The organism is Blautia luti (assembly GCF_033096465.1).
Lineage (GTDB): Bacteria > Bacillota > Clostridia > Lachnospirales > Lachnospiraceae > Blautia_A > Blautia_A luti.
In genome coordinates this window covers 3,132,137-3,158,140 of the sequence record NZ_AP028156.1, presented here as the reverse complement: position 1 = coordinate 3,158,140, position 26,004 = coordinate 3,132,137, and the positions used below count along the sequence as shown (strand labels likewise).

Here is a 26,004-nt window from a genome sequence, read left to right as displayed (position 1 = left end):
AATATTCAGGTCGAAAGACTTTTACGGACAGAGACTGCGAGGCTGCAGTCTGTCTGAATCTTGGAAAAGGAGCACAGATATTTGGAACAGGAAATACAGAATGTGGGAAATACGCTGGAGAGTATGGTGGATACTTACCAGCAGTATTTTGAGAATTTTCTGCCGGGTTTGGCAGGATTCGGTATAAAAGTGGTGATCGCTCTTCTGGTCTTCGTAGGTGGAAGAAAAGTGATCCAGTGGATCGTCTATCTGATCAAGACGTCCATGCAGAAGACTTCTATAGATAAAGGTGTTATACAGTTCGTAGGGTCTCTTCTCAGAGTTGGGCTTTATGTATTGCTGGTATTTACCATTGCCACTCATTTCGGGGTGAAAGAGTCTTCAGTGGCAGCTTTACTTGGAACTGCCGGTGTAACGGTAGGTCTGGCGTTGCAGGGCGGTCTGGCGAATATCGCCGGCGGGATCATGCTGCTGACATTTAAGCCATTTCAGGTAGGCGATTATGTGATCATAGCCCAGCAGAATGAGTGTGAGGGAACGGTATATAAAATTGAGATCTGTTATACTACATTGATTTCTATTGATAATAAGCATATCGTGATACCCAACGGTACACTGTCAAACAGTATTATCACGAATGTTACTGCCAGAGATCTGCGGAAGCTGGAGATCAAAGTTGGCATCTCCTATGACTCAGATATTCAGAAAGCCAAGGCAGTTCTGGAGGAAATCCTCCATAATGATGAGGATACCAAGGATGATCAGGGAATGGTGGTCTTCGTGGATGAGCTTGGCGAGAGCTCAGTGGTCATGGGACTGCGTGTATGGGTGGCAACTGAGAAATACTGGGCTGCGAAATGGAGGTTGAATGAACTGATCAAAGAAGCTTTCGATGCGAATGGAATCGAAATTCCATATAATCAGCTTCAGATTCATGTCAAGAAACATGCTGTAAAGTAAGAAACAATACAAAACAATACCAAATTATCTTAAATTTTCCTGGATTCCCCACAGAAATTAGTGATTAATACTAATTTTCGTGGGGAATTTTGGTCAATTACCTACAAAATAAGACAAAATACGATAAAACAATTGACAACAGGACAGCATACTGCTATACTGAAGTCAAGTTAAGACGAAGTGTTTTTATGAATATGCAAAGGGGCATGTAAGTAAACGTAACTCTGAACGGATCATAACATCCGATCGAACACATTGCAAAGGAGCAAAAAATAAAAACGCTTTTTTTGTACCCAAAATTAACTGCAATATTGTAACTAATCAACAACGTACAAAAAGAAAAGGAGAGAAAACTATGAAAATGTACAAAAAAGTTCTGGCAGCAGTACTTGCTGGCGCAATGACAGTTTCCATGTCAGCTACAGCATTTGCAGCAGATGATGACGGCTACATCCTCAAAGCCACAAATGAAGATGCCAAATCATCCGACAATGATCTGGTAATCGCCATCGAAGGAAGCGTAAGCTCCATGGACCCGGCAAACATTCCGGATACAAGTGCTATCTCTGCTACACGTGGTGTATATGAGACACTGGTTTCTTTTGATGAGAACCAGACACTGGTTGGCAAACTTGCTGAATCATGGGAAGTTTCTGATGACTCCCTTACATACACTTTCAAACTTCGTCAGGGTGTTAAGTTCCAGGACGGAACAGACTTCAATGCAGCAGCAGTTAAAGCAAACTACGATCGTGTAGTTGACAAAGACAATAACCTTCGTCAGAGAAGAACATTTATTGTATCCAATGCAGATGGATCTGAAACTCCTCGTGTAGACAGCATTGAGACTCCTGATGATTACACACTGGTGATCAAACTGACACAGGCATGGGCACCATTTATCAACCGTCTGACACAGTTCTGTATCATCAGCCCTGCAGCTCTTGAAGAGTATGGCAATGACATCATGAACCATCCATGCGGAACTGGCCCATATGTATGTACAGAATGGGAAGAAGGCGACCATACAAGCTTCGAACGCAACGAAGATTACTGGGGAGAGAAACCGGGCGTTGACACTGTAACGATCAAAGAAGTTCCGGAAGCAGGTGCACGTACAGCTATGCTTCAGACAGGTGAGGCTGATTTCATCTATCCTACACCATCTGACCAGATCGAAGCGATCAAAGGAACTGACGATGTAAATATCCTTACAACAGATTCCAACATCATGAGATATGTAACTCTGAACATGGATCTGGAGCAGCTTTCTGACGTAAAAGTACGTCAGGCTATGAACTATGCGATCGATAAAGATGCATACATCCAGTTAATGTATTCCGGATACGGAAAACCTGCTACATCTGTAGTTCCATCTATCATCGGCGGATACGAAGAGCAGGAAGCTTATACCTATGATGTAGATAAAGCAAAAGAACTTATGAAAGAAGCCGGATATGAAGACGGATTCAAACTTACTCTGTGGGGCGATAACACAACACAGGAAATCAAAGGTATGACATTTATCCAGCAGCAGCTTGCTCAGATTGGTATCGAAGTTGACGTTCAGCCGATGGAGCCTGCAACTGTAAGCGATAAGATTTATGTTGACAAAGAAGAAGCTGAGATCAACATGTGGTATGTAAACTGGTCTGCATCTGACTTTACAATGGATGGTTCTTTACGTTCCCTGCTTTACAGCACAATGTGCCCTCCAACAAGTGCAAACACAGCATACTTCAACGATGCTGACTTTGATAAAGATATGGATGAAGGTCTTGCAACAGCTAACGAAGAAGAACAGGCTAAATACTATGGCGATGCTCAGAAGATCGCATGGGAAGCTTGCCCATGGCTGTTCCTTGGCAATGACCAGATCATCTACTCTACAAAATCTTATCTGTCTGGCGTATATGTATCTCCGGACGGAGCATTCAACTTCGAAAATGCAACTTTAGCACAGTAAGTCTGAAGTCAAGTGTATATTTATAATATAGAGCAATAATAACAATGATGTTCAAAACGGAGAACTGCCATAAGCATTATTATGGCAGTTCTCTGAATATAAAGCAAAATCAATTGAATTTTTAGAAAACAGTAACTATTCAGCAGTCCAGGATTCCACTGTGAAGGGACGGAACAGTTACGAATCATTAATTAAGGAGGAAAAATATGGGACGTTATTTAGGTAAACGTTTAGTAAGCACAATTCCGCTGCTTCTGGTTATCTCATTCGTAGTATTTATGTTTATCCATATGATTCCTGGTGATCCGGCACGAATGATTGCCGGTCAGGATGCAACAAAGGAAGATGTAGCAGTTGTACGTGAACAGCTGGGACTGGATGAACCATTACTGGTGCAGTATGGTAAATACATGAAAGGTCTTTTCACAGGAGATCTGGGAGACTCAATCAAAAACGGTAAAACAGTAGTAGAAACAATCGCACCAAGACTGAAACCAACGATTATGCTGACATTTTCATCTATGATCTGGGCAGCGATCATCGGTATCGCCATCGGTATCATTGCAGCCGTATTCCATGGCAGGATTCTTGACTATGTAGGCATGCTCATAGCAATTGCAGGTATATCTGTTCCAAGTTTCTGGTTAGGTCTGGAATTGATCCAGCTTTTTTCAGTAAGCCTGGGATGGCTTCCGACCAGTGGTCTGGAGACCTGGAAGAGCTATATTCTTCCATCACTTACAATGGGAGCCGGAATCATGGCGATCCTTGCCCGATTCTCCAGATCTTCCATGCTTGAGACCATGCGTGAGGACTATGTGCGTACAGCACGTGCCAAAGGTCTCTCTGAATCACTGGTAGTTATGCGCCATGCATTCAAGAATTCTCTGATCGAGATCGTAACAGTAGCCGGACTTCAGATCGGTGGTCTTCTTTCCGGATCAGTTATGGCAGAGACCGTATTCTCTATTCCTGGACTTGGACGTCTTCTGGTAGATTCCATTCAGTTCAGAGATTACAAGGTTGTACAGGCACTGCTTCTATTCTTTGCTACAGAGTACATCCTGATCAACCTGATCGTAGATATTCTTTATGGTGTAATTAACCCACGTGTACGTTATGAGTAAAGGAGGAGAGAAGATGGCAGATAAGAACACAACATCAAACATCAACCTTGCTGCTGCCGAAGAACTCCCTAAGGCACAGAGCAAGTTCAAAGAATTTGTCAAGAAATTCATGAAGAGAAAAACAGCAGTGGTTTCTCTGATCTTTATACTTTTTATTATCCTGATGGCGATCATCGGACCGTATGTAGTCCCGTATGATCCACAGGCACCGGATTACACAGCTATGATGCAGGGACCAAGCGCAGCCCACATCTGGGGAACCAATGAATACGGACAGGACGTTTTCTCCCGTCTGATGGTTGGTACCAGACTTTCCCTGACATGTGCGCTGACAGCTACTATCATTGGTACAGCCATCGGTGTTGTACTTGGACTGATCGCAGGTTTCTACGGCGGAATTATTGATTCCCTGATCATGAGATGCTGTGACGTACTTTTCGCTTTCCCTGATATCCTGCTGGCTATCGCAGTCGTTGCCATCATCGGACAGGGTATGGTAAACGTTATGATCGCGGTTGCGGTATTTACTGTGCCGTCTTTCGCACGAATCATACGAAGCGCGACCATTTCCGTAAAACAGGCTCCTTATGTAGAGGTTGCCCGCTCCCTGGGATGTTCCAATATGCGAATCCTGTTTGTACACATTTTCCCTGGTACCATTCAGTCTATGATCGTTAACTTTACCATGCGTGTAGGTACTGCGATCCTTGCAGCATCATCCTTAAGTTTCCTGGGATTTGGTGCAAATGTTACAGAGCCTGACTGGGGTGCCATGCTTTCCACAGGACGTAACTATCTGAACACAGCTCCTCACATGGTACTGTTCCCTGGTATTCTGATCTTCCTTACAGTTCTGGCATTCAACTTGCTGGGCGATGGTCTCAGAGATACCCTGGATCCAAAGATGAACTAGGAGGAAGAAACCATGGCAGAAAAATTATTAGAAGTAAAGAACCTCCGCACGGAGTTTAAAAGAGATAAAACATGGGTGACAGCAGTCAATAATGTAAGCTTCTCAATTAAGCCGGGTGAGATCCTTGGTCTGGTAGGAGAGTCCGGATGTGGTAAATCAGTAACATCCCTTTCCATTATGAAACTTCTGGCACGTAACAGTAAGATTTCCAACGGTGAGATCCTGCTTAACGGCAAGGACCTCCTGAAAGAGGACAAGAAAGGCATGAGAAAGATCAGAGGCCGTGAGGTTGCCATGATCTTCCAGGAGCCTATGAACTCTCTGAATCCATGTATGAGAATTGAGAAACAGCTGACAGAAGCAATCCTGCTTCACAATAATTTCTCAAAAGAAGAAGCACACAACAGAGCATTTGAAGTTCTGAAATCCGTAGGTATTCCTGAACCGGATATGACATTAAAGAGCTATCCCCATCAGCTCTCCGGCGGTATGTGCCAGCGTGTTATGATCGCGATGGCAATGTCCTGCGAGCCGGAACTTCTCATCGCAGATGAGCCGACTACAGCCCTTGACGTTACTATTCAGGCACAGATCCTGGAATTGATGGAGGACATCAGAGCTAAGAAAAACACAGGTATTCTGATGATCACACATGACCTTGGTGTTGTTGCGGAAATGTGTTCCAGAGTCGTTGTTATGTATGCAGGCCGAATCGTAGAAGAAGCACCTGTACATGAGCTGTTCGCAGACCCGAAGCATCCATATACCCAGGGTCTGATAGGTTCTGTACCGAAGCTTGGAAGCGGCGTAGAATCCCTGCCATCCATTCCTGGAAGCGTACCGGATCTGTCCGTAATGCCAAAAGGATGTAAATTCGCACCGAGATGTAAATATGCGATGGACATCTGCCACCAGCAGGAGCCGGAGCTTGAGAACATCAACGAAGCAGGCACCAGAAAATGCAGATGTCATCTGCTGCACAAAACCGGAAAGGAGGCGTAACCTGTGAGCGAGCCGTTATTATCAGTAAAGAATATGAAGAAAACATTCCAGGCAAACGGAGGAATGTTCAGCAAGAAGAAATTTGTCCATGCGGTAAATGATGTATCATTTGACATCTATCCAGGCGAGACTTTCTCTCTAGTAGGAGAATCCGGATGTGGTAAATCCACCACAGGTAAACTGATTGATCATCTGATCACACCGGATTCCGGCGAGATCTGGTTTGAGGGAAAAGAGATCTCCAAACTTTCCGAGAAAGAAATGCGTCCGTTGCGTTCTGACATTCAGATGGTTTTCCAGGATCCGTACGGTTCCCTGAACCCGAGAATGAAAGTCCAGGATCTGATCGGTGAGCCCCTTCTGATCCATACAAATATGAGCGCAGGAGAGCGCCTTAAGAAAGTACATGAACTTCTTGGTACCGTAGGTTTAAGCCCGTCTCACGGAGAACGTTATCCCCATGAATTCTCCGGCGGCCAGCGTCAGCGTATCGGAATCGCCAGAGCACTGACTGTACAGCCGAAGCTGATCATCGCAGATGAGCCGGTATCCGCTCTTGATGTTTCCATTCAGGCGCAGGTATTAAATCTTCTGCAGCAGTTACAGAAAGATTTCAATCTTACTTATCTGTTCATTTCTCATGACCTGAGTGTCGTTGAGATGATTTCTGACAGGATTGGTGTTATGTATCTCGGTACGATCGTGGAGACAGCTCCGAAGAAAGAACTGTATGCAAACCCGAGACATCCATATACAAGAGCACTTCTCTCCGCAGTTCCGATCCCGGATCCGGATGTGAAGAAAGAGCGTATCACTCTGAAAGGTGATCTTCCGAGCCCGAGTAATCCGCCAAGCGGCTGTCTGTTCCATACACGCTGCCCACACTGCACAGAGAAATGTAAGACACAGGTGCCGACACCTGTTGAAATCGCATCGGGTCATGTTGTAAAATGTCATTATCCGGAATTTACGGAATAAGACATAGTACAGAAAATTTTTACCAAAGGATGAGGAAAGAGGGGGTTCCATGTTTACAGAAGAGAGACAAGGAGCAATCGAGAAATGCCTGCGGGAAAAGGGAAAAGTCCGCGTAAAGGAACTGAGCGAGAAGTTCCAGGTTACTGAGGACTGTATCCGCAAGGATCTGAAAACTCTTGAAAATGCAGGGAAACTGAAGCGAACCTACGGTGGAGCCATCCTTTCTCAGGATTATCCCCTGGAAAGAGATGTGGTGGACAGAAGAAATTACCATCTGGACAAAAAGAAGACCATTGCCGCCAAAGCCTTCAAATTGATAAAGAACAATGAAACGATCTTTCTGGATATTTCCACGACCAATATTGAACTTGCGAAACTGCTTGCGGCATCTGATATGCGCGTGGTGGTAGTGAGCAACATGATCGATATCCTGCAGATCCTGGCAACCAACACTGCGATCACAGCTATTGGTACGGGGGGTACCATGTATCGGACAGTTAACGGATTTATGGGGGTAGCTGCCATTGATGTGATCAAGCAGTACAGTTTTGACCGGGCGTTTATGGGAAGCTGCGGTGTGGATATGACAGACTGTACAGTGACGACTCTGGGGGTAGAGGATGGACTGACGAAGAAGTCTGTCCTGCAGAGCAGCAGACATAAATATGTTGTGATGGAGAGGGATAAATTTTATTTTAACGATTCTTATAAGTTTGCACATTTTGATGATATCAGTGGAATCGTGACAGATGAGTTCCCTGATGAAACGATCGTCCATGCACTGGAGATCGCAGGGGTAAGACTGATATAAATAAAAAGCGGACTGTGAATATCCGCTGGAAATAAAGCTGCATGGCAGCAGACGAAAGATGGAGGAAAGTACGTGAAAGAGTACATATTGGAGACTTGTGTGGATTCTGTGGAATCTGCAATGGCAGCAGTTCAGGGAGGTGCGAGCCGGCTGGAACTTTGCAGCAATCTGATCATCGGCGGTACTACTCCGGGACCGTGGCTTTTTGATGAAATACGAAAAAGATCAGATATCCGTATCCATGCACTGATACGTCCCAGGTTCGGGGATTTCTGCTATACAGATGCAGAATTTGCCATGATAAAAAGTGCAGTGCAGGATTTCAGGAAAATGGGAGCAGAAGGAGTTGTGATCGGAATCCTGAAACCGGACGGCACCTTACATATGGAACAGATGAAAGAACTGATGGAGGCAGCTGGGGATATGTCCGTAACCCTTCACAGAGCTTTCGATGTCTGTGTGGATCCGATAGAAACAATGGAACAGGCCATTTCGCTGGGAATCAATACGATTCTTACTTCAGGCCAGAGAAATGTATGTCTGCAGGGCGCAGAACTTCTGAAAGAGCTTCAGGAAAGAAGCCGGGGACGTGTTACTATTCAGGCAGGAAGCGGTGTCAATGCGGAAGTGATCCGCCAGTTATATCCGATGACAGGAGTCAAAGCCTATCATATGTCAGGCAAAAGAACCATTGACAGTGAGATGAAATACAGAAAAGAAGGCGTAAATATGGGCCTTCCGTTACTGAGCGAATATGAAGTGTGGAGAACGGATGAAGAGAATATCCGTGCTGCGAAGAAAGTTCTGGAGGAATTATAATGGCAGAGTCGAAAATTTTCTTACAGGAAAACAAACAGCGAATTGAGAGAAGTTACCTGGAGCAGGCGAAATCCCTGCCCCGGGTTTTTGAAGCCATAGACCGGAAACTGGCAGAGTGCAATGAGGAAGTGGCTTTGGCATGCAAATATCTTTATGCATTTATGCCATACAGTGATATCGGAAATTATCCATTTGAAGTGTTTCTGGATTATGCGGTGAATGGAGTGAATCTGTGGAAAGAAAATCCAAGGATCGCGAATATGCCGGAGGATATTTTTTTGAACTATGTGCTGTTTCACAGAGTTAATGAAGAGGAAATAGCACCTTGCAGAACATTCTTTTACAGTGAACTTGCAGAGAGAACCAGGGGGATGGACATTAAGGCTGCAGCACTGGAGATAAACTACTGGTGTGCACAGGAGTCTGCTTATCACTGTACAGATGACCGTACTTTATCAGCAATTTCTGTGTACAGAAGAGGAATTGGGAGATGCGGTGAGAAGTCAGTGCTTACTGTAAATGCGCTGAGAAGTGCAGGAGTACCTTCACGCCAGGTATATGCGCCGAAATGGTCTCATTGTGATGATAATCATGCATGGGTGGAAATCTGGAGTGACGGCCAGTGGTATTTTATCGGCGGAGGGGAACCGGAACAGATTTTGAATAAGGGATGGTTTACCAATGCTTCTTCAAGGGCCATGATGGTTCACTCGAGGGTATTTGATACGAAGGTACCGGATGGAGAGATCATTGGAAAAGATGGTATGGTAACCATGATGAATGAACTGAAAAGATATGCCATTACAAAACAAATTTCAGTTCAGGTTAAAGATGAAGAGGGAAAAGCAGTCAGCGGAGCAGCCGTTTCTTTTGAGGTGATGAATTATTCAGAATATGCGCCTGTAGCGGAAATGAAAACCGATGAAAATGGAATGGCGGTTCTGACAACGGGTCTGGGCAGTCTTCATATTTCTGTAAGTATCTGTCGAGACGGCCAGTGGCTTAGTGCTGACAGATTAATGGATACATCCGGCGAAGATGTGTGTGAAATCTGCCTGAAAACACAGGATCAGGGCGAAACTGTAAAGGAAACCTGGAATGCGGTAGATATGATCGCACCTCATGATGCTCCTGTTAATACAGATATGCCCACAGCAGAACAGAAAAAGATAGGAAATAAACGTCTGGCAGAGGCGAATGCCTACAGAGAGAGAAAACTTCAGAACTGGTCAAATCCGGAATGTGCTGCATTTCTGAATAAGAAAGTGCAGGGGATTGAAGAAGCTGCTGCATTTTCTTTCCGCGAAAAATTGCTGAATGTTCTGTCTGAAAAGGACAGAATAGACTGTACTGCAGAAGTGCTGGAAGAACATCTGGAATATGCAGTTCCATATCATGGAATGATGAAAGAAGATACATTTGTTTCCTATGTGCTGAATCCCAGAGTGGATGATGAGGTGCTGCAGAAATACAGAAAAGAAATAAAAGAACGTTTCTCCAAAGAAGAGAAAAAAGAATTAAGAGAAAATCCGGTGAAAATATGGGAGTTGATCAATGCAGGCATTATGTCTGTACCGGATAAGGAGCGTGCAAGTGTAATTACTACTCCGGCCGGATGTCTGAAAACAGAAACCGGCAGTTTCCTGTCAAAGAAGATCTTATTTGTGGCAATTGCCAGAACCCTGGGAATACCGGCACGTTTAAATCCGAATGACCGTTCCATGGAATATATGGACAATGGAAAGTTTGTATCTGTTCTTGCAAAGACAGAGAAGAATTGTTCTCTGGTTCTGCACGCAGAAGATGATACAGTCTGGAAATATTTCCAGAACTGGAGTATTGCCAGACTGGAAAATGGAAGATATGTATCATTGAAGCTGGGTGATATGCTGTTTGAGGATGGTTTATTAAAACTGCAGTTGATATCGGGAGAATACAGGATCATTACATCCAACAGACTTCCAAACGGAAATATTTTTGCGTATGAGTATCATATGGAAATCGCTGCCGGAGAGATGAAAGATGTTGAAATGAAGTTGAGAGAAGCGAAGCTGGAAGATATGCTGGAAAATATATCCATGCCGGAATTTTCTCTGAAAAAAGAGGATGGAAGTGAAATCAACGCTTCTGAAATAACGGCAGATGGCAAACATATTCTTATGTTCCTGGAAGAAGAGGAAGAGCCGACAGAGCACATCTTAAACGAGATGATGGAGCAGGAAGAAGCTTTCGCAGGATATGCAGACAGAATCATCTTTGTAGTGAGAAGCAGGGAGGCACTGGGTACACCTACTCTTGCGAAGACCCTTGCAAAGATGAAAAATGTACAGATTTATTATGATGATTTCTCAGAGATTACCAATACTCTGGGAAGACGTATGTATGTAGACCCGGACAAACTTCCGCTGATCATTGTGACAAGCGGTAGCCTGAATGGAATTTATGCAACAAGCGGTTATAATGTAGGAACCGGAGATATGCTGCTGAGATTGATGTAAATACAGGAGATAGAGACTATGTATCAGTTTAACAGAAAAGAATACGAAGAGCGTATGAAATGGTATCAGGATGCCCGTTTCGGAATGTTTATCCATTGGGGATTATATTCCATACCTGCAAGAGGAGAATGGGTGCGCAGTACAGAAGAGATGCCGGAAGAAGAATATCTTCCGTTTATGAAAGAGTTTGATGCCAGAGACTATGACCCGAAACAGTGGGCAAAAGAGGCGAAGGCAGCAGGTATGAAATACGTGGTGCTGACTGCGAAACACCATGATGGTTTCTGCTTATTTGACAGTAAATACACAGATTATAAAGTTACCAATACACCTGCAGGAAGAGATCTAATCAAAGAATATGTGGAAGCTCTTCGCGAAGAAGGTCTGAAAGTCGGTCTGTATTTCACCTTACTTGACTGGCATCATCCGGACTATCCTCATTACGGAGACCGCATCCATCCTATGAGAAACCATCCGGAATGCAGTAATGAAAACAGAGATTTTTCTCGTTATATAGAGTATATGTACAATCAGGTGGAAGAGGTCTGCACAAATTATGGAAAAATCGATATTATGTGGTTTGACTTTTCCTATGACGATATGCGAGGCGAGAAATGGGGAGCAACCAGACTGATAGATATGGTCCGCAGATTACAGCCGGGAATCATCATTGATAACCGTCTGGAAGTCAGTGGTGAGGGAAGAGGATCTCTGTATGAATGCGATCCGACACCGTATCATGGCGATTTTATAAGCCCGGAACAGATTATCCCGCCGGAAGGAATCTGTGACAAAGAAGGGAATCCGATGGTATGGGAAGCATGCTTCACCATGAACAACAACTGGGGATACTGTGCAAATGACCACTACTACAAACCGGCTTCCATGCTGATCAAGAAGCTGGTAGAATGTGTCTCCAAGGGCGGAAACATGATCCTGAACGTAGGTCCGGATGCAAAGGGCAAATTCCCGAAAGAATCCTCCGCGATCCTGGCGGAAATCGGACGCTGGATGGATAAGAACCATGACAGTATCTATGGATGCGCTCCGGCAGCAGATATCCCGAAACCGGATTACGGACGTATCACCAGAAATGGAAACAAGTATTATGTCCATATTTATGAGAATACATTAGGACCACTGCCGCTGATCGGATTTGACAAGAATAAGATTGTGAAAGTACGTGCCCTGGATGACGGACATGAAGTGCCAATTTCTACTTTATGGGTACACAGCGATTATCCGGATATCGCATTTGTTGACCTTGGTCCGGATCCTGTACTGCCGGATCCTGTAGACTATGTGCTGGAAGTGGAGATGGCTGAATAAAGATATAGAATACAAAAAAAGCTGCCGTATGGCAGCTTTTTTGTATTTCTTAACCGAACTGAGATGCAGGTGTCTGCCTGGTTCAGCATCGGTTTCTCTTGTTTACGAAATAATTCAGAATCCCACCGCCTACGATAATAACAAGTGCAACAGCAACAACACGTTTCGCTGCTTCCTGCGGCATCTGGCTTTTGGAACCGATGGAATCGGAATAGAAAGTCAGGGTATAATTGATCTCATGAGGGGTACCCATGGCGGTAGTGTCTGCGATTACCGGCATGCTCTCATCCATAATGGTAACCGGGATCTGGAATTCAGAATTCGTTCCTTCCTCATTGACAGGGAGATATTTTTTACCGTCAACGATCATGTAGTCATAATTAGAACTGCTCCACTGGATATCGGCAGTTACTTCGCCGTTTTTCGCAGTGATCAAAGTCGGTGAAGTGACACTGGCTTTGCCGCTTCCGCCTTCCAGCTCTACCTGGATGGAATACTCCCCATCTTCTTTATCAAGAGTGAAAGCCTGTGCAGCAGGAACAGAAGTCCATACTGACAGACAGCAGATCAAAGCTGCCAGAACTGCAAAAATCTTTCTCATATTTCTTTCCTCACTTAAATTCGATAATTTTCATCATCCCACAATTGAAATTAATTGTCAATACTTCGTTGAAAAAGTTATCCTGTTTTAGTATAATGAAAGATACTGTCCGCACGCAACATCATTGAGAACGTAGTGAACAGTGAGTACAATAAATGAATATCTGTGAATTGCTTTGCTGCGAAGCAGCTCCTGCAATTCTGATATCATAAAAATGTATATGCAAATCACAGGAGGATATGGTAATGAGAGGAATTTTATACGGAGTAGGAGTTGGCCCCGGAGATCCGGAACTTATGACATTAAAGGCAGTGCGCCTGATCAAAGAGAATGATATTATTGCAGTACCGGGCGCAGAGGTGCGTGAAACAGTTGCATATAAGATCGCAGTACAGGCAGTACCTGAGCTTGCAGACAAAGAACTCCTGCCAATCTATATGCCAATGACACACGATAAGGCAGAACTGGAACTGAACCATGAAAAAGGAGCCAAGGCGCTGGAAGCAGCACTTGATACAGGTAAGAATGTAGTATTTCTGACACTTGGAGATCCGACTATCTATTCAACATTTTCATATGTGCAGAAGAGAGTAGAAGAGGATGGATATGAGACAAGACTGGTAAGCGGTATCACTTCCTTCTGTGCAACAGCAGCACGCCTGAATATTCCGCTTACAGAGTGGAACCAGCCTCTTCATGTACAGCCTGCAGTTCACCGCCTTGACAGTGAACTGGATCAGCCGGGTACCTATGTGCTGATGAAATCCGGCAAAAAGATGAATCAGGTAAAGGAAATTCTGGCAAAAAGCGGACGCAATATCCGTATGGTGGAGAACTGTGGAATGCCGGATGAGCATATTTACAACAGTGTAGAAGAAATCCCGGATGATGCAGGTTATTATTCTCTGATCATTGCCAAGGAGAAGGCTGAAAAGAAATGATAGAAACCAGAGATCTGACGAAAACTTTTGACAATTTTACAGCAGTGGATTCCCTGAACCTGAAAATTGAAAAAGGAGAATTCTTCGGATTACTCGGCCCAAACGGAGCAGGGAAAACCACGACAATCAGTCTTCTGTCAACGTTGCTGCTGCCTACGAAAGGAGAAATCATCATAGACGGACAGCAGCTGACCAGAAAGCGCCCGGATCTGAAACGGAAGATCAGCGTGATCACCCAGGAATATTCCATGCGTCAGGATATGAATATGGATGAGATCATGGAATATCAGGGACGTCTTTATTTCATGCCGCGAAAAGAGATCAAGGCCAGAACAGAAGAACTTCTGGAATTCTGCGATCTGCTGAAATTCCGCAAACGTACAGTCCGTAAGCTGTCCGGAGGAATGAAACGAAAACTGATGGTTTGTCGGGCACTTCTGACAGATCCGGAGATCCTGCTTCTGGATGAACCCACAGCAGGAATGGATGCCCTGTCCAGAAGACAGATGTGGAATCTTCTGCGTAAACTGAATGAGAAAAATCTGACCATTCTTCTGACCACTCATTATATGGAAGAAGCCCAGAGCCTCTGCAACCGTGTGGCATTGATGGATCACGGGAAACTGGAAGAAGTCAGCACTCCGGCAGCTATGATCGAGAGTCTTGGGGCTTATACCATAGATGAAATGACTGAAGAGGGAACAAAGAACTACTATTTCCATACCCGTCAGGATGCGATACGGTATCTGGAAGGGCTTACCGGACAGGCTTCTCTGCGTGAGACAACGCTGGAAGATGTTTTCGTGGAAAGAGCAGGACGGAACCTGACTTCCAAGTAGAAATAAAGTAATCTGGAGAGAAAAAAGTATGGGAATTATCACAATATTATGGGAGAAATGGGTGGAATTCAGACGTGATTTCTATAAGATCACCCTGGCGGCCATGATCGCGCCGTTAATGTACCTCATCGTATTCGGAATGGGGATCCAGACCACTTCCCACGGACAGCCATACCTGAATTTCCTGATCCCGGGTGTGGTTTCACTGACAACCATGAATGGAAGCTTTAATGCCATTGCGCAGAATCTGAATGTCCAGAGGCTGTATGAGAAGGCTTTTGACCAGGTAATGATTTCACCTACTCCACTGTGGCAGTTCATTGCAGGACAGATCATAGGAGGAAGTCTCCGCGGTCTGTATGCAGGGGGGATCATCCTGCTTCTTACAGCACCTATCGAGACAGGACTGATCTTTAACGGATGGTCCTTTCTGGTAATGTTCTTAAACGGTGCGGTATTTTCGGCCATCGGTGTGGTGGTGTCTTTTCTGGCAAAAAATCACGCAGATGTGCCCAGATTTTCCAATTACATCATTATGCCTATGGCATATCTGTGCAACACATTTTTCTCCACTGAGAAACTGCCGGGAGCTGTAGGCAAATTTGTGGCAGCACTTCCGCTGTCCCAGACCAGCCATCTGATCCGTAGCATTTCAGCCGGAGAAGCGGTTAATTATAGAGGGATCGTGATCCTTCTGATTTATCTGCTGGCATTTACCGTGGCTGCATCATGGTTTATTTATAAGAAAAAGAATTTATAAAATATTATAAAACAGGAGGCGGTTAAAATGATCCGGCTTCAGGACATTGCAGATATGGCGGGTGTGAGCCGGACTACGGTTTCCAATGTGATAAACGGGAATACCAAAAGGGTTTCCCAGGAAACAATAGATAAGATCACCCGCATCCTGAAAGAACAGAATTATGTTCCACATATGGGTTCCGTAATGCTGTCGGGCCATGGTTCGAGGATCATCGGCGTAGTATTGGGATTTGCTGTGACTCATGGTATGCAGGCTCTGCAGGACTCCTTTGTGGGGGAGCTTGTGGGCACTATACAGACAGAGGCGGAAAGAAACGGCTATTTTGTCATGCTTATTGGTGGTGAGAAGATTGATAATGTAGTAGATATGGCATCCAGATGGAATGTGGAGGGACTGATCATTCTGGGATATGATGAGAAAAGATACTATCAATTGTCACGGAAGCTGAACAAAAAAATGGTGTTGATAGATGCTTATCCGGAAGGAGAGTACACTTTTCAGAATGTGGGAGTAGATGATTATTCCGGTGGTTATCAGGTTGGAGAATATCTGTATTCCTGCGGTTATCGCAAGGCTTTATTTGTTGCAGAGACAGACAGAGACAGTGATGCCAGACGGTGGATGGGATTTAAGCAGGCTATGGAGAAAAATGGTGAGTTCTGCAGTCGTTCCCGCCTGATTATTGTGCCTGGTGAGAAAACAGGACGTCTGAAAAAATATGATGAGCTTCTGCCTCAGTTCCTGAGAGTAAGGGCACTGGCCTTTTCCTCTGATTATGATGCGATTGAAGCTATGAACTATTTCTTTGACCAGGGAATCCGGATTCCTGATCAGATATCGATAGTAGGCTATGATGACAGTATTTATGCAGAGTTTGTCAGGCCCAGGCTTACCACTGTACATCAGGATATACATCAGAAGGGGGTTCTGGCATACCGGCGTCTGATAAAAATGATTGCCGGGGAATCTATGAAAGAACTGAATATCAAAAGCCCTGTGCGGCTGATCAAGAGAGATTCTGTGAAAGAGTAGCAGGGTCTCTTTTTTATGGTTTATTATTGGAGGTTTTGCACAAAATATAAATGGAAAGTTTAGAGATATTTTAAGTTTCACGAGAAACCTATTGATTTCATACTGTTCCGTGGTATATAATAACACAACAGTAAGATTGAGAAATGAAAACAGGAGGCTTAAGTTATGAAAAAAACCTGGTGGAAAGAAAGTATTGTATATCAGATTTATCCCAAAAGTTTCAAGGACAGTAACGGAGACGGAGTCGGGGATATCAGAGGAATTATAGAAAAGCTTGATTATCTGAAGGAGCTGGGTGTAAATGTACTTTGGATCTCACCTATGCTTGAGTCTCCTCAGGATGATAACGGCTATGATATTTCTGATTACAGAAAGATCTATAAAGATTACGGAACCATGGAAGATTATGAAACTCTCCTTGCAGAGGCGCATAAAAGAGGAATTAAGATCCTTATGGATCTGGTTGTAAACCATACTTCTGATGAGCATTCCTGGTTCATCGAAAGCCGTAAATCTAAAGATAACCCGTACCGTGACTATTATATCTGGAGAAATCCGGTGAATGGGAAGGAACCAAATAACTGGGGCGGAGTATTCGGCGGTTCAGCCTGGGAATATGATGCACAGACAGATATGTACTATCTTCACCTGTTTTCCAAGAAGCAGCCGGATCTGAACTGGGAGAACGACAAGGTTCGCCGGGAAGTTTATGATATGATGAACTTCTGGTGTGAAAAAGGAATCGATGGTTTCCGTATGGACGTGATCAGTATGATCTCCAAGGATCAGACATTTCCGGACGGAGAGACTCACGGAGGACTTTATGGAGATTTTGGACCATACAGTGTCCATGGACCAAGAGTACATGAATATCTTCAGGAAATGAACCGGGAGGTGCTTTCCAAATATGATGTAATGACTGTGGGAGAGACTTCAGGAGTTACTATTGAGGAAGCACAGAAATATGCAGGTGATGATCGAGAAGAGCTGAATATGGTATTCCAGTTCGAGCATGTGGAAAATGATGGCGATAATGGCAAATGGACGACAGAACGGTATGATTTCAAAGAGTTCAAGAAGATCATGATCAAATGGCAGGAAGAACTGGCAGGAAAAGCATGGAACAGCCTTTTCCTTGGCAACCATGACCAGCCAAGAAGTGTATCCAGATTCGGAAATGATAATCCTGCTTACCGCGACATTTCAGCCAAGATGCTGGCAACCTGTCTTCATATGATGCAGGGAACCCCGTATGTATATCAGGGCGAAGAGCTTGGAATGACTAACGTCTATTTCGACAAGCTGGAGGACTACAGGGATATCGAAAGCCTTCATTATTTCACTGAGCTGACAGAAACAGGCAGACTGACACCGGAGTATATGATGAAATGTCTGATGCTCAGAAGCCGTGATAATGCCAGAACACCAATGCAGTGGGATACTTCCGCAAGTGCAGGTTTCACTACAGGGGAACCATGGATCAAAGTGAATCCAAACTACCAGCAGATCAATGCAGCAGACCAGTTAAAAGATCCAGACTCTGTTTTCCATTATTATCAGAAGCTGATCCGCCTGCGTAAGGAAATGGATATCATCGTATACGGAGAATTTGAGGCTCTGTACCGTGACCATGACCAGATCTTTGCTTACATAAGGAAGCTTGGATCAGAGAAGCTGCTTACAGTATGCAATTTCAGTGCACAGGAAGCGGAAATGGAACTTCCGGAAACATTCGCAGAGGGAACTCAGTGCCTGATCACAAATATGGGCAGAACAGCGTTTGACAGGAAAATTGTCCTGAATCCATATGAAGCATTTGTGCTTTATAAAAAAGACTGAAAAATCAATAAAATCTCTTGAAATGAGTATGCGTATATAGTATAATCGGTTTCAGTTAAAAGAAAATTCTTCGGGGTTGTGGTGATCAGCATAGCTGAGATTCCCTACCGGCGGTTATAGTCCGCGACCCGCTTCGGCGGCTGATTTGGTGAAATTCCAAAACCGACAGTATAGTCTGGATGAGAGAAGAACACGAGATATTTACCATACGTGCTCAGTACCCCGGATCAGTGATCCGGGGTTTTTTATATGATGGAGATTACTTTCGAAATAAAATAGCTTCATTATATAAGAAGCTTGTGGAATTTTCTTTTAAACAGGATGTGCAGAAAGCAGATCCATAAAGAAAAATTTCAAAGGAGAGAAACAGTATGAGTGAACAGGTATTAAGAAGTGGAAATGTAGTAGCGAGAAGTAAGACAAGGACGATCACGCAGGTGGCCATGCTTGGCGCCATTGCCGGAATCCTGATGAATCTGGAGTTTCCTATTCCTTTCCTGGCACCATCCTTTTATCAGTTGGATTTCTCTGAAATTCCTGTACTGATCGGTTCTTTCGCAATGGGACCTATCGCCGGAGTACTGATCGAACTGGTAAAGATCCTGGTGCATCTGGTATCTAAGGGAACTATGACAGCAGGTGTAGGAGACCTGGCGAACTTCATTTTCGGATGTACATTCGCAGTACCGGCAGGACTGATCTACCGCTATAAATCTGTTAAGAGCAGAAAGCACGCAGTAGTGGGAATGGCAGTAGGAACTGTTCTGACAGCAGTAGTTGCATGTTTTATCAATGCATTCATTTTACTTCCGGCTTACGGAAAAGCTTTTGGAATGCCAATCGAAGCATTCATTGAAATGGGAAGCGCAGTACACAGTTCTGTAAATAATCTGCTGACATTTGCAGCGATCATCATTTTCCCATTCAATATTTTTAAATATGCACTGACATCCCTGATCGTATTCCTTATTTATAAGAGAATCCGTGTAGTTCTTAAAGGGGACTGATGGATCATAAAATGAAATTAGAGAAATGGCCGTAGAATTAAAATCTACGGCCGTTTTTTATGCTCACAGGCTTAAAAAAACTATGAGAGTGTGATAAGATAAAACAGATGAGACAGACGTTAGCATGTGATAAATAGAAACAGGGAAAGGAAACAAAAACAATGGGACAGATACATGACATTGAGAAACTGACAGACAGTAAATTCGTGAATTTATACCACATAAATGCCACCAGTGTTCACAACACTCCGGTATCATATTTCGTGGCATCCCGTGCGAAAAGCATTGAGCAGATGAAAATTAAAACCAGGGAAAATACACCGGACGGTGTGATCATTTACAGTCTCTACGGAGAGAAACGGGATAAGGTTGTACTGGTGCGTCAGTACAGATATACCATCGGGGATTATATCTATGAATTTCCGGCTGGTCTGGTAGAACCGGATGAAGAATTCCACGAAGGCGCAGTAAGGGAAATGCACGAAGAAACCGGGCTGAAGTTCACACCTCTGAAGGTGAACCCTGCATTCGAGAAACCATATTTCACAACAATCGGAATGACCGACGAATCCTGTGCCACTGTTTACGGTTATGCAGAAGGCGAGATCAGCAAAGATGCCCAGGAAGATTCCGAGGAAATCGAGGTTGTGCTTGCAGACAGAGAAGAAGTAAAAAGGATCCTGAAAGAAGAAAATGTTGCGATCATGTGTGCCTATCAGCTGATGCATTTTCTTCAGGATGACGAACCATTTGCGTTTTTAAAGAAAGAACTTTGATAAGGGAGGATTAATAGAATGGGAAAATGGCAGAGAAGCTTTTACCAACCGGTACTTCCGCTGGGAGAAGATGGAAGAAAGGTAACAGGAAGTAAAGAACACATTGCACTTTCCAGAATGGCAGCAGGAGAAGGAATGGTCCTTCTGAAAAACGAGAAAAACACGCTTCCGATCCGGAAAGGAACGAAAGTGGCACTCTTTGGCAAGGGCACAGTAGATTACGTAAAAGGTGGCGGCGGAAGCGGTGACGTAACTGTGGAATATATCCGTAACCTTTACGAAGGAATGAAGATCAAAGAGGACGAGGGAAAAGTAGAAGTCTTCGATAAACTTGCGAAATATTATGAGGAAAACATCCGGAAACAGTACGCAGAAGGCGCAGTACCTGGCATGACTGTGGAACCGGAGATTCCGGAAGACCTTCTGCAGGAAGCAAGAGCATACACAGATACTGCGGTCATTACGATCTGCCGTTTCTCAGGGGAAGGCTGGGATCGAAAATGTGAAGCTGCACAGGATGGATATGTCATGGATGGAGATGAGAAGAAACAGGCAGACTTATCTGCGAAGATCTTCGAGGATGGCGATTTCTGCCTTACAAACGCAGAGAATGCCATGGTGGAGAACGTAAAAAAAGCATTCCCACATGTGATCGTAGTGATGAATGTGGGCGGTATCGTAGACACCAAGTGGTTTAAAGACTGTGACGAGATCCAGTCAGTCCTGATGGCATGGCAGGGTGGTATGGAAGGCGGACTTGCAACAGCAGATGTGCTGTGTGGTGATGTGAATCCATCTGGAAAACTGTCTGATACTTATGCCAAAAATCTGGAAGATTATCCGTCCTCAGCGAACTTCCATGAATCTGCATTTTATGTAGATTACACAGAAGATATTTATGTAGGATACCGCTATTTCGAAACGATTCCGGGAGCAGCAGAGAAGGTAAATTATCCTTTCGGTTACGGTCTTTCCTACACAGATTTTGATTGGAAAGTAACAGGTGCTTCCGAAGAAAACGGTGTGATCACAGTTCTGGCAGAAGTAACCAACATCGGAAAAACAGCCGGAAAAGAAGTGATCCAGCTCTATTACGGAGCACCCCAAGGCAAACTTGGCAAGCCAGCCAAAGTACTGGGAGCATTCAAAAAGACAAGCCTTCTCCAGCCAGGTGAACGCCAGATCCTTACCCTGAAACTTCCGGTAAACCAGATGGCATCCTACGATGACCTGGGCAAAGTATGCAAATCTGCCTATGTTCTGGAAGCAGGAGAATATGTAATTTACGTCGGTATAAACGTAAGAGACGCAGCGAAGATTGACTTTACATATGAAGTAAAAGAAGACACAGTTACCCAGCAGTTAAGTCAGAAAGCAGCACCATATCATCTGCCGAAACGTATGCTTGCAGATGGTTCCTATGAGGAACTTCCACAGCGTGAATATGTAGAAGAAGAGGGACTGCCCAGACAGGACAAATATGCGTCCGGTCTGCCGTGTCCTGACACAAGAATGCATAAGGGAATTGACTTCCTTGATTTTATTGATCCGAAAGGAGTTCGTTTCGAGGATGTAGCAGAGGGAAAAATGACTCTGGATGAGTTCATGGATCTTCTGAGTCTGGATGCCTGTATCAATCTCCTGGGAGGTCAGCCGAACACAGGATGTGCAGACACCTTTGGCATGGGAAATATCCCGGAATACGGTGTTCCGAATATTATGACAGCCGACGGACCTGCAGGCCTTCGTATCCGTCCATGGTGCGGAGTAAAGACAACTGCATGGCCATGCGCTACACTTCTTGCCAGCACCTGGGATGAAGAACTGGTAGAGAAAGTGGGCAAAGCCGGTGCAGAAGAAGTAAAAGAAAACAACATCAGCATCTGGCTCACACCGGCCTGCAACATCCACAGAAGCCCGCTCTGCGGACGTAACTTCGAGTACTATTCCGAAGATCCGTATCTCGCAGGAAAGACCGGAGCTGCTATGGTACGAGGCATCCAGTCTCAGCACATCGGAGCAAGTGTGAAGCATTTTGCAGCCAATAATAAAGAAACAAACCGTAAGGATTCCGACTCCAGAGTATCCGAGAGAGCACTCCGAGAGATCTATCTGAAACAGTTTGAGATCATCGTAAAAGAGGCTCATCCATATACCATCATGTCTTCTTATAATCTGCTGAATGGTGTTCATACTTCTGAGCATAAGGATCTCCTGACAGGTATTCTCCGGGATGAATGGGGATTTGATGGACTGGTTACCACAGACTGGTGGACATTCGGAGAACATTACCGTGAGACAAAAGCAGGAAATGACATCAAAATGGCAGCAGGTTTTCCGGAGCGTGTGAAAGAAGCATATGAGAAAGGCTTTATCACAGAAGAGGAGATCCGTCTCAGCGCAAGAAGGATCCTGAATGTGATTCTGAAGATTGACTGATGGATACGTTGAATATTCTGATCACTCAGCTGGGAATGTTTGTGATCTATATTCTTGCAGGCATTCTTCTGATTCGCACAAAGGTGCTGAACAGAGAGAATATGGAAGTCGTTTCCAGACTGGTGATCAAGCTGGCATTGCCGGTTATGATCTTTACAAACACGGTGAATGGAGTAGATAAGGAGATGCTTTTCCACTCCTTATCCATTCTTGGGATTGCGTTCTTTATGTACCTCTGTCTGTTTGGATTAAGCTTCCTGTCGGGGAAACTGTTTCATCTGCAGGGAGACCATCAGCAGCTGTATTCTGCCATGAGCGCATTTGGAAATATCGGATTTATGGGGATTCCTATTGTAACCAGTATCTTCCCGGAAAGAGGAATGCTTTATATTTCTGTATTTACTATGATCGATCAGCTGATGTTGTGGACTGTTGGGGTAAGACTTACTTCAAAAGCAGAACATAGCAGTTTTGACTTCAAAAAACTGATCAATCCTGTCACAGTTGCCATTGTATTAGCACTAATTTTTATCCTGACGGGAATCAGTTTGCCGGAAATTCTGAACACTGCATTCTCGAAGATCGGAGCAACAGCCACTCCTCTGGCTATGATCTATCTTGGCGGAGTATTTGCCTGCATGGATGTGAGAAAGTATATCTGCAAGCTGGACTATTATGGAATCGTAGCAATAAAAATGCTGATTTTCCCGGTGCTCTTTTATCTGCTCCTGGGTCTGCTTCCGATTTCTGCAGAGATCCGCATGACCATGACCCTCACATCTGCAATGCCTGTTATGTCATCCGTGGTTATGATGGCAAACGCATACGGCACAGACGGCGATTACGCCATGGGCGGAATCCTGGTGACGACAGTCTGCTCCATTGTGACACTTCCGTTGGTATACTGGATTTTGCAATTTATTTGAAACGGAAATCTCTGACTGTTTTAACCAAATCAAGTAAGTCCCCTGCTTCAATTGGGAAAAGCAATAAGCAGTAGGTAGGAATTTAAATTCTTGTACAAATCTCCAAACTGATGTAAGATAAGATTACTCAGTTTGGAGGTTTATTTTTATGTTTAACGAAATAAAAGATTTCGTTGCGCCGGAACTGGATGTATATGCCAGAACATCCGAGGTGCAGCTTTTAAGATACTATGAACCGAAACCGGGAATTTTCATTGCGGAGAGCCCAAAAGTAATTGAACGAGCCTTGAACGCCGGATATCAGCCAATTTCTTTTCTGGTAGAATACAAAGATCTGGAGAGGGAAGCAAAAGCACTGTTAGCGCGTTTTCCAGAAGTTCCGGTCTACACTGCAGAATACGAACTTCTGGTCAAGCTTACCGGATTTGCCCTTACGCGCGGAATGCTCTGCGCAATGCGCAGAAATCCGTTGCCATCTGTAGAAGAAATCTGCCAAAATGCCAGCCGCATAGCAGTGCTTGAGAATGTGGTAAATCCTACAAATATCGGAGCTATTTTCCGCTCAGCGGCAGCACTCCATATGGATGCAGTGCTCTTAACCAGCGGATGCAGCGACCCACTCTACCGCCGCGCAGCCAGAGTCAGCATGGGAACAGTATTCCAGATTCCCTGGACATACTTTGACAAAAAATCTGCCTGGCCGCAGGATGGAATGCAGACTTTGAGAAAGCTCGGATTCAAAACAGCCGCAATGGCCCTGCGTGATGACTCCGTAGGAATCGATGACCAGGCACTCCAGTCAGAAGAAAAACTGGCAGTCATTCTCGGAACCGAGGGAGACGGACTGGCATCACAGACCATCGCAGACTGCGATTATACAGTAAAAATACCCATGGCCCACGGAGTAGACTCACTGAACGTAGCAGCTGCAAGTGCAGTAGCATTCTGGGAACTGGGGCGCAGGTAAAATCAAATGCTTTTACACAGAAGACTGACAGCAAAAAACGAGGTAATCTATGCAAGACAAAACGAAAAGTGTATTAACCACCCACTGCTATCTGGAAAAAGACGGCAGCTATCTTATGCTTCACAGAATAACAAAGAAAAATGACATCAATAAAGATAAATGGATCGGCGTGGGTGGCCACTTCGAAGAGGGCGAAAGTCCGGAAGAATGCCTCTGCAGAGAAGTTTGTGAAGAAACCGGATACTAGCTTCTCTCCTGGAAATTCAGAGGAATTGTCACATTCACACAGGATGGATACGGAACGGAATACATGTGCCTGTACACTTCCGATGAATTCACAGGCATGCAGAAAGAATGCGATGAGGGTAAACTGGAATGGATTCCCAAAGAAAAGCTGGAGGTGATCGCCGCCTGTGCAGGACAGTGGAGAAGGAAAAAACAGGAAAATGACAGGTATGACTATCAGTGAATCCAGAAAAAAGGGTAAATAAAACAGTTGATATATAAAGGAGGACAAAAGATTATGTCACAGGCAAGCGACACAATGAGAAGAGAGTGGAAGATCAATGACGCGAAGAGAGATGCAGGACTGACAACACCGGAGGATATCTGCCGTTATGATGATCTGGTATATGGACCGGATCCTGTGTGGAACAAACTGGATGTTTACAGACCGAAGAATCTGGAAGGGAAACTTCCGGTAATCGTAAATGTTCATGGCGGCGGCTGGATTTACGGCGATAAAGAACTGTACCAGTTTTATGGAATGACACTGGCACAGAGAAAATTTGCAGTGGTAAATTTCACCTATCGTCTGGCACCTGAAGTGAAATTCCCGGCACCTCTGGAAGATACCAATAATGTAATCTGCTGGATGTATGAACATCAGGATGAGTATGGACTGGATATGGATCATGTATTCATGGCGGGAGATTCTGCAGGTGGTCATCTGTGCGGACTTTACAGTGCAATCTGCACCAATCCGGCATATGCTGCCAATTATGATTTCGAAGTACCGGATGGATTTGTACCGGAAGCAGTAGCACTTAACTGTGGAGTTTATGCACCTCTTGGAACTACAGAAGTACTGGGAAGCGAACAGGACAATGAACTGATGAGTGATTTTCTCCCGGAAAAAGGCTCTGAAAAAGAACGGAAACTGATCAATGTACCGGATCACGTAACACCTGCTTTCCCGCCGGTATATTTGATGACCTGTGTAGGAGATTACTGCCGTCCGCAGGCTCCGCTGCTGGAAAAAGCGTTGAAAGAAAATGGGGTATATTATGAATTCGTAACTTATGGAAGCGAAGAAGAACCTCTGTATCATGTATTCCATGTAACCATCCAGAAACCACAGGGACAGAAGTGCAATGATGATGAATGCGATTTCTTCCGCAGAATGATGAACAGATAAAAAGTCAATACCTGTAAATAATAAAGAAGAGCATACAGAATTTGATAAAAAGTT

The 26,004-nt window shown here is 44.4% G+C and carries 22 protein-coding genes, 1 pseudogene and 1 riboswitch; of the genes and pseudogenes, 22 read left to right on the top strand and 1 reads right to left on the bottom strand.

Features of this window, described 5'->3' with window-relative positions; genetic code table 11:
• Positions 1-81: 81 nt before the first annotated feature.
• The 10 genes from R8695_RS14620 to R8695_RS14575 all read left to right on the top strand — a co-directional run bounded on the left by R8695_RS14620 (position 82) and on the right by R8695_RS14575 (position 12,403).
• The gene (locus R8695_RS14620) at positions 82-960 is read left to right on the top strand and encodes a mechanosensitive ion channel family protein (RefSeq protein WP_118509373.1); all 879 of its coding nucleotides are present in this window, start codon (positions 82-84) and stop codon (positions 958-960) included.
• 355 nt (positions 961-1,315) lie between these two features.
• Entirely contained in the window at positions 1,316-2,926 is a 1,611-nt protein-coding gene (locus tag R8695_RS14615) for a glutathione ABC transporter substrate-binding protein (RefSeq protein WP_182437363.1), read from the top strand.
• 206 nt (positions 2,927-3,132) lie between these two features.
• A complete protein-coding gene (locus tag R8695_RS14610) occupies positions 3,133-4,053 on the top strand; it encodes an ABC transporter permease (protein WP_118509374.1) in 921 nt (306 codons plus the stop codon).
• 13 nt (positions 4,054-4,066) lie between these two features.
• A complete protein-coding gene (locus R8695_RS14605; RefSeq protein WP_118509375.1) occupies positions 4,067-4,966 on the top strand; it encodes an ABC transporter permease in 900 nt (299 codons plus the stop codon).
• 12 nt (positions 4,967-4,978) lie between these two features.
• A complete protein-coding gene (locus R8695_RS14600) occupies positions 4,979-5,968 on the top strand; it encodes an ABC transporter ATP-binding protein (RefSeq protein ID WP_154779576.1) in 990 nt (329 codons plus the stop codon).
• A gap of 3 nt (positions 5,969-5,971) precedes the next feature.
• Positions 5,972-6,946, top strand: coding sequence for an ABC transporter ATP-binding protein (locus R8695_RS14595; RefSeq protein WP_118509377.1), 975 nt, complete (start codon positions 5,972-5,974; stop codon positions 6,944-6,946).
• Positions 6,947-6,995: 49 nt separating this feature from the next.
• Positions 6,996-7,757, top strand: coding sequence for a DeoR/GlpR family DNA-binding transcription regulator (locus tag R8695_RS14590; protein WP_118509378.1), 762 nt, complete (start codon positions 6,996-6,998; stop codon positions 7,755-7,757).
• Between the two features lie 72 nt (positions 7,758-7,829).
• Entirely contained in the window at positions 7,830-8,576 is a 747-nt protein-coding gene (locus tag R8695_RS14585; RefSeq protein WP_118509379.1) for a copper homeostasis protein CutC, read from the top strand.
• Positions 8,576-11,074 carry a transglutaminase-like domain-containing protein gene (locus R8695_RS14580; RefSeq protein ID WP_154779577.1) on the top strand — a complete coding sequence of 833 codons (2,499 nt, stop codon included), beginning with the start codon at positions 8,576-8,578 and terminating at the stop codon, positions 11,072-11,074. Before R8695_RS14585 ends, R8695_RS14580 begins: the two co-directional genes overlap by 1 nt.
• Before the next feature lie 18 nt (positions 11,075-11,092).
• On the top strand, positions 11,093-12,403 hold the full coding sequence (locus R8695_RS14575; RefSeq protein ID WP_154779578.1) for an alpha-L-fucosidase: 1,311 nt from the start codon (positions 11,093-11,095) through the stop codon (positions 12,401-12,403).
• Between the two features lie 82 nt (positions 12,404-12,485).
• Here the strand turns inward: R8695_RS14575 and R8695_RS14570 are convergent, their stop codons facing one another.
• Positions 12,486-13,004 (bottom strand): hypothetical protein, encoded by a 519-nt coding sequence (locus R8695_RS14570; protein ID WP_118509382.1) that lies wholly within the window; start codon positions 13,002-13,004, stop codon positions 12,486-12,488.
• 245 nt (positions 13,005-13,249) lie between these two features.
• On the opposite strand from R8695_RS14570, the gene cobI reads away from it, so the two are divergent.
• The 12 genes and pseudogenes from cobI to R8695_RS14510 all read left to right on the top strand — a co-directional run bounded on the left by cobI (position 13,250) and on the right by R8695_RS14510 (position 25,950).
• Entirely contained in the window at positions 13,250-13,945 is a 696-nt protein-coding gene (gene cobI / locus R8695_RS14565; protein ID WP_118509383.1) for a precorrin-2 C(20)-methyltransferase, read from the top strand.
• Positions 13,942-14,784: an ABC transporter ATP-binding protein gene (locus tag R8695_RS14560; RefSeq protein WP_118509384.1), complete on the top strand. Its 843-nt coding sequence runs from the start codon at positions 13,942-13,944 to the stop codon at positions 14,782-14,784. The genes cobI and R8695_RS14560 overlap by 4 nt, the downstream gene beginning before the upstream one ends.
• 28 nt (positions 14,785-14,812) lie before the next feature.
• Complete coding sequence (locus R8695_RS14555; RefSeq protein WP_118509385.1) at positions 14,813-15,544, top strand: ABC transporter permease; 732 nt, start codon at positions 14,813-14,815, stop codon at positions 15,542-15,544.
• 27 nt (positions 15,545-15,571) lie between these two features.
• Positions 15,572-16,579, top strand: a complete 1,008-nt coding sequence (locus R8695_RS14550) for a LacI family DNA-binding transcriptional regulator (protein WP_118509386.1) — start codon at positions 15,572-15,574, stop codon at positions 16,577-16,579.
• 165 nt (positions 16,580-16,744) lie between these two features.
• Entirely contained in the window at positions 16,745-18,418 is a 1,674-nt protein-coding gene (locus tag R8695_RS14545; protein WP_154779579.1) for a glycoside hydrolase family 13 protein, read from the top strand.
• A gap of 62 nt (positions 18,419-18,480) precedes the next feature.
• Positions 18,481-18,613, top strand: a riboswitch (FMN riboswitch).
• A 176-nt stretch (positions 18,614-18,789) separates the two neighbouring features.
• The gene (locus tag R8695_RS14540; protein WP_118509388.1) at positions 18,790-19,425 is read left to right on the top strand and encodes an ECF transporter S component; all 636 of its coding nucleotides are present in this window, start codon (positions 18,790-18,792) and stop codon (positions 19,423-19,425) included.
• A 161-nt stretch (positions 19,426-19,586) separates the two neighbouring features.
• Positions 19,587-20,201 (top strand): NUDIX hydrolase, encoded by a 615-nt coding sequence (locus R8695_RS14535; protein WP_118509389.1) that lies wholly within the window; start codon positions 19,587-19,589, stop codon positions 20,199-20,201.
• Between the two features lie 18 nt (positions 20,202-20,219).
• Complete coding sequence (locus R8695_RS14530; RefSeq protein WP_154779580.1) at positions 20,220-22,640, top strand: glycoside hydrolase family 3 protein; 2,421 nt, start codon at positions 20,220-20,222, stop codon at positions 22,638-22,640.
• Positions 22,640-23,566 (top strand): AEC family transporter, encoded by a 927-nt coding sequence (locus R8695_RS14525; protein WP_118509391.1) that lies wholly within the window; start codon positions 22,640-22,642, stop codon positions 23,564-23,566. Before R8695_RS14530 ends, R8695_RS14525 begins: the two co-directional genes overlap by 1 nt.
• A gap of 148 nt (positions 23,567-23,714) precedes the next feature.
• On the top strand, positions 23,715-24,533 hold the full coding sequence (locus R8695_RS14520) for a TrmH family RNA methyltransferase (RefSeq protein ID WP_118509392.1): 819 nt from the start codon (positions 23,715-23,717) through the stop codon (positions 24,531-24,533).
• A 49-nt stretch (positions 24,534-24,582) separates the two neighbouring features.
• Positions 24,583-24,930 (top strand): annotated as a pseudogene (locus R8695_RS17765) (NUDIX hydrolase); the annotation flags it as partial.
• Positions 24,931-25,056: 126 nt separating this feature from the next.
• Positions 25,057-25,950, top strand: a complete 894-nt coding sequence (locus R8695_RS14510; RefSeq protein WP_243139434.1) for an alpha/beta hydrolase — start codon at positions 25,057-25,059, stop codon at positions 25,948-25,950.
• Positions 25,951-26,004 lie beyond the last annotated feature (54 nt).

Bases quoted from the DNA above. Each gene is read 5' to 3' on its own strand.
- R8695_RS14560 (WP_118509384.1), top strand. From the start codon at position 13,942: ATGATAGAAACCAGAGATCTGACGAAAACTTTTGACAATTTTACAGCA.
- R8695_RS14540 (WP_118509388.1), top strand. From the start codon at position 18,790: ATGAGTGAACAGGTATTAAGAAGTGGAAATGTAGTAGCGAGAAGTAAG.
- R8695_RS14600 (WP_154779576.1), top strand. From the start codon at position 4,979: ATGGCAGAAAAATTATTAGAAGTAAAGAACCTCCGCACGGAGTTTAAA.
- R8695_RS14605 (WP_118509375.1), top strand. From the start codon at position 4,067: ATGGCAGATAAGAACACAACATCAAACATCAACCTTGCTGCTGCCGAA.
- R8695_RS14520 (WP_118509392.1), top strand. From the start codon at position 23,715: ATGTTTAACGAAATAAAAGATTTCGTTGCGCCGGAACTGGATGTATAT.
- R8695_RS14510 (WP_243139434.1), top strand. From the start codon at position 25,057: ATGTCACAGGCAAGCGACACAATGAGAAGAGAGTGGAAGATCAATGAC.
- R8695_RS14580 (WP_154779577.1), top strand. From the start codon at position 8,576: ATGGCAGAGTCGAAAATTTTCTTACAGGAAAACAAACAGCGAATTGAG.
- R8695_RS14525 (WP_118509391.1), top strand. From the start codon at position 22,640: ATGGATACGTTGAATATTCTGATCACTCAGCTGGGAATGTTTGTGATC.
- R8695_RS14590 (WP_118509378.1), top strand. From the start codon at position 6,996: ATGTTTACAGAAGAGAGACAAGGAGCAATCGAGAAATGCCTGCGGGAA.
- R8695_RS14550 (WP_118509386.1), top strand. From the start codon at position 15,572: ATGATCCGGCTTCAGGACATTGCAGATATGGCGGGTGTGAGCCGGACT.
- R8695_RS14535 (WP_118509389.1), top strand. From the start codon at position 19,587: ATGGGACAGATACATGACATTGAGAAACTGACAGACAGTAAATTCGTG.
- R8695_RS14570 (WP_118509382.1), bottom strand. From the start codon at position 13,004: ATGAGAAAGATTTTTGCAGTTCTGGCAGCTTTGATCTGCTGTCTGTCA.
- R8695_RS14615 (WP_182437363.1), top strand. From the start codon at position 1,316: ATGAAAATGTACAAAAAAGTTCTGGCAGCAGTACTTGCTGGCGCAATG.
- R8695_RS14575 (WP_154779578.1), top strand. From the start codon at position 11,093: ATGTATCAGTTTAACAGAAAAGAATACGAAGAGCGTATGAAATGGTAT.
- R8695_RS14555 (WP_118509385.1), top strand. From the start codon at position 14,813: ATGGGAATTATCACAATATTATGGGAGAAATGGGTGGAATTCAGACGT.
- R8695_RS14545 (WP_154779579.1), top strand. From the start codon at position 16,745: ATGAAAAAAACCTGGTGGAAAGAAAGTATTGTATATCAGATTTATCCC.
- R8695_RS14610 (WP_118509374.1), top strand. From the start codon at position 3,133: ATGGGACGTTATTTAGGTAAACGTTTAGTAAGCACAATTCCGCTGCTT.
- cobI (WP_118509383.1), top strand. From the start codon at position 13,250: ATGAGAGGAATTTTATACGGAGTAGGAGTTGGCCCCGGAGATCCGGAA.
- R8695_RS14530 (WP_154779580.1), top strand. From the start codon at position 20,220: ATGGGAAAATGGCAGAGAAGCTTTTACCAACCGGTACTTCCGCTGGGA.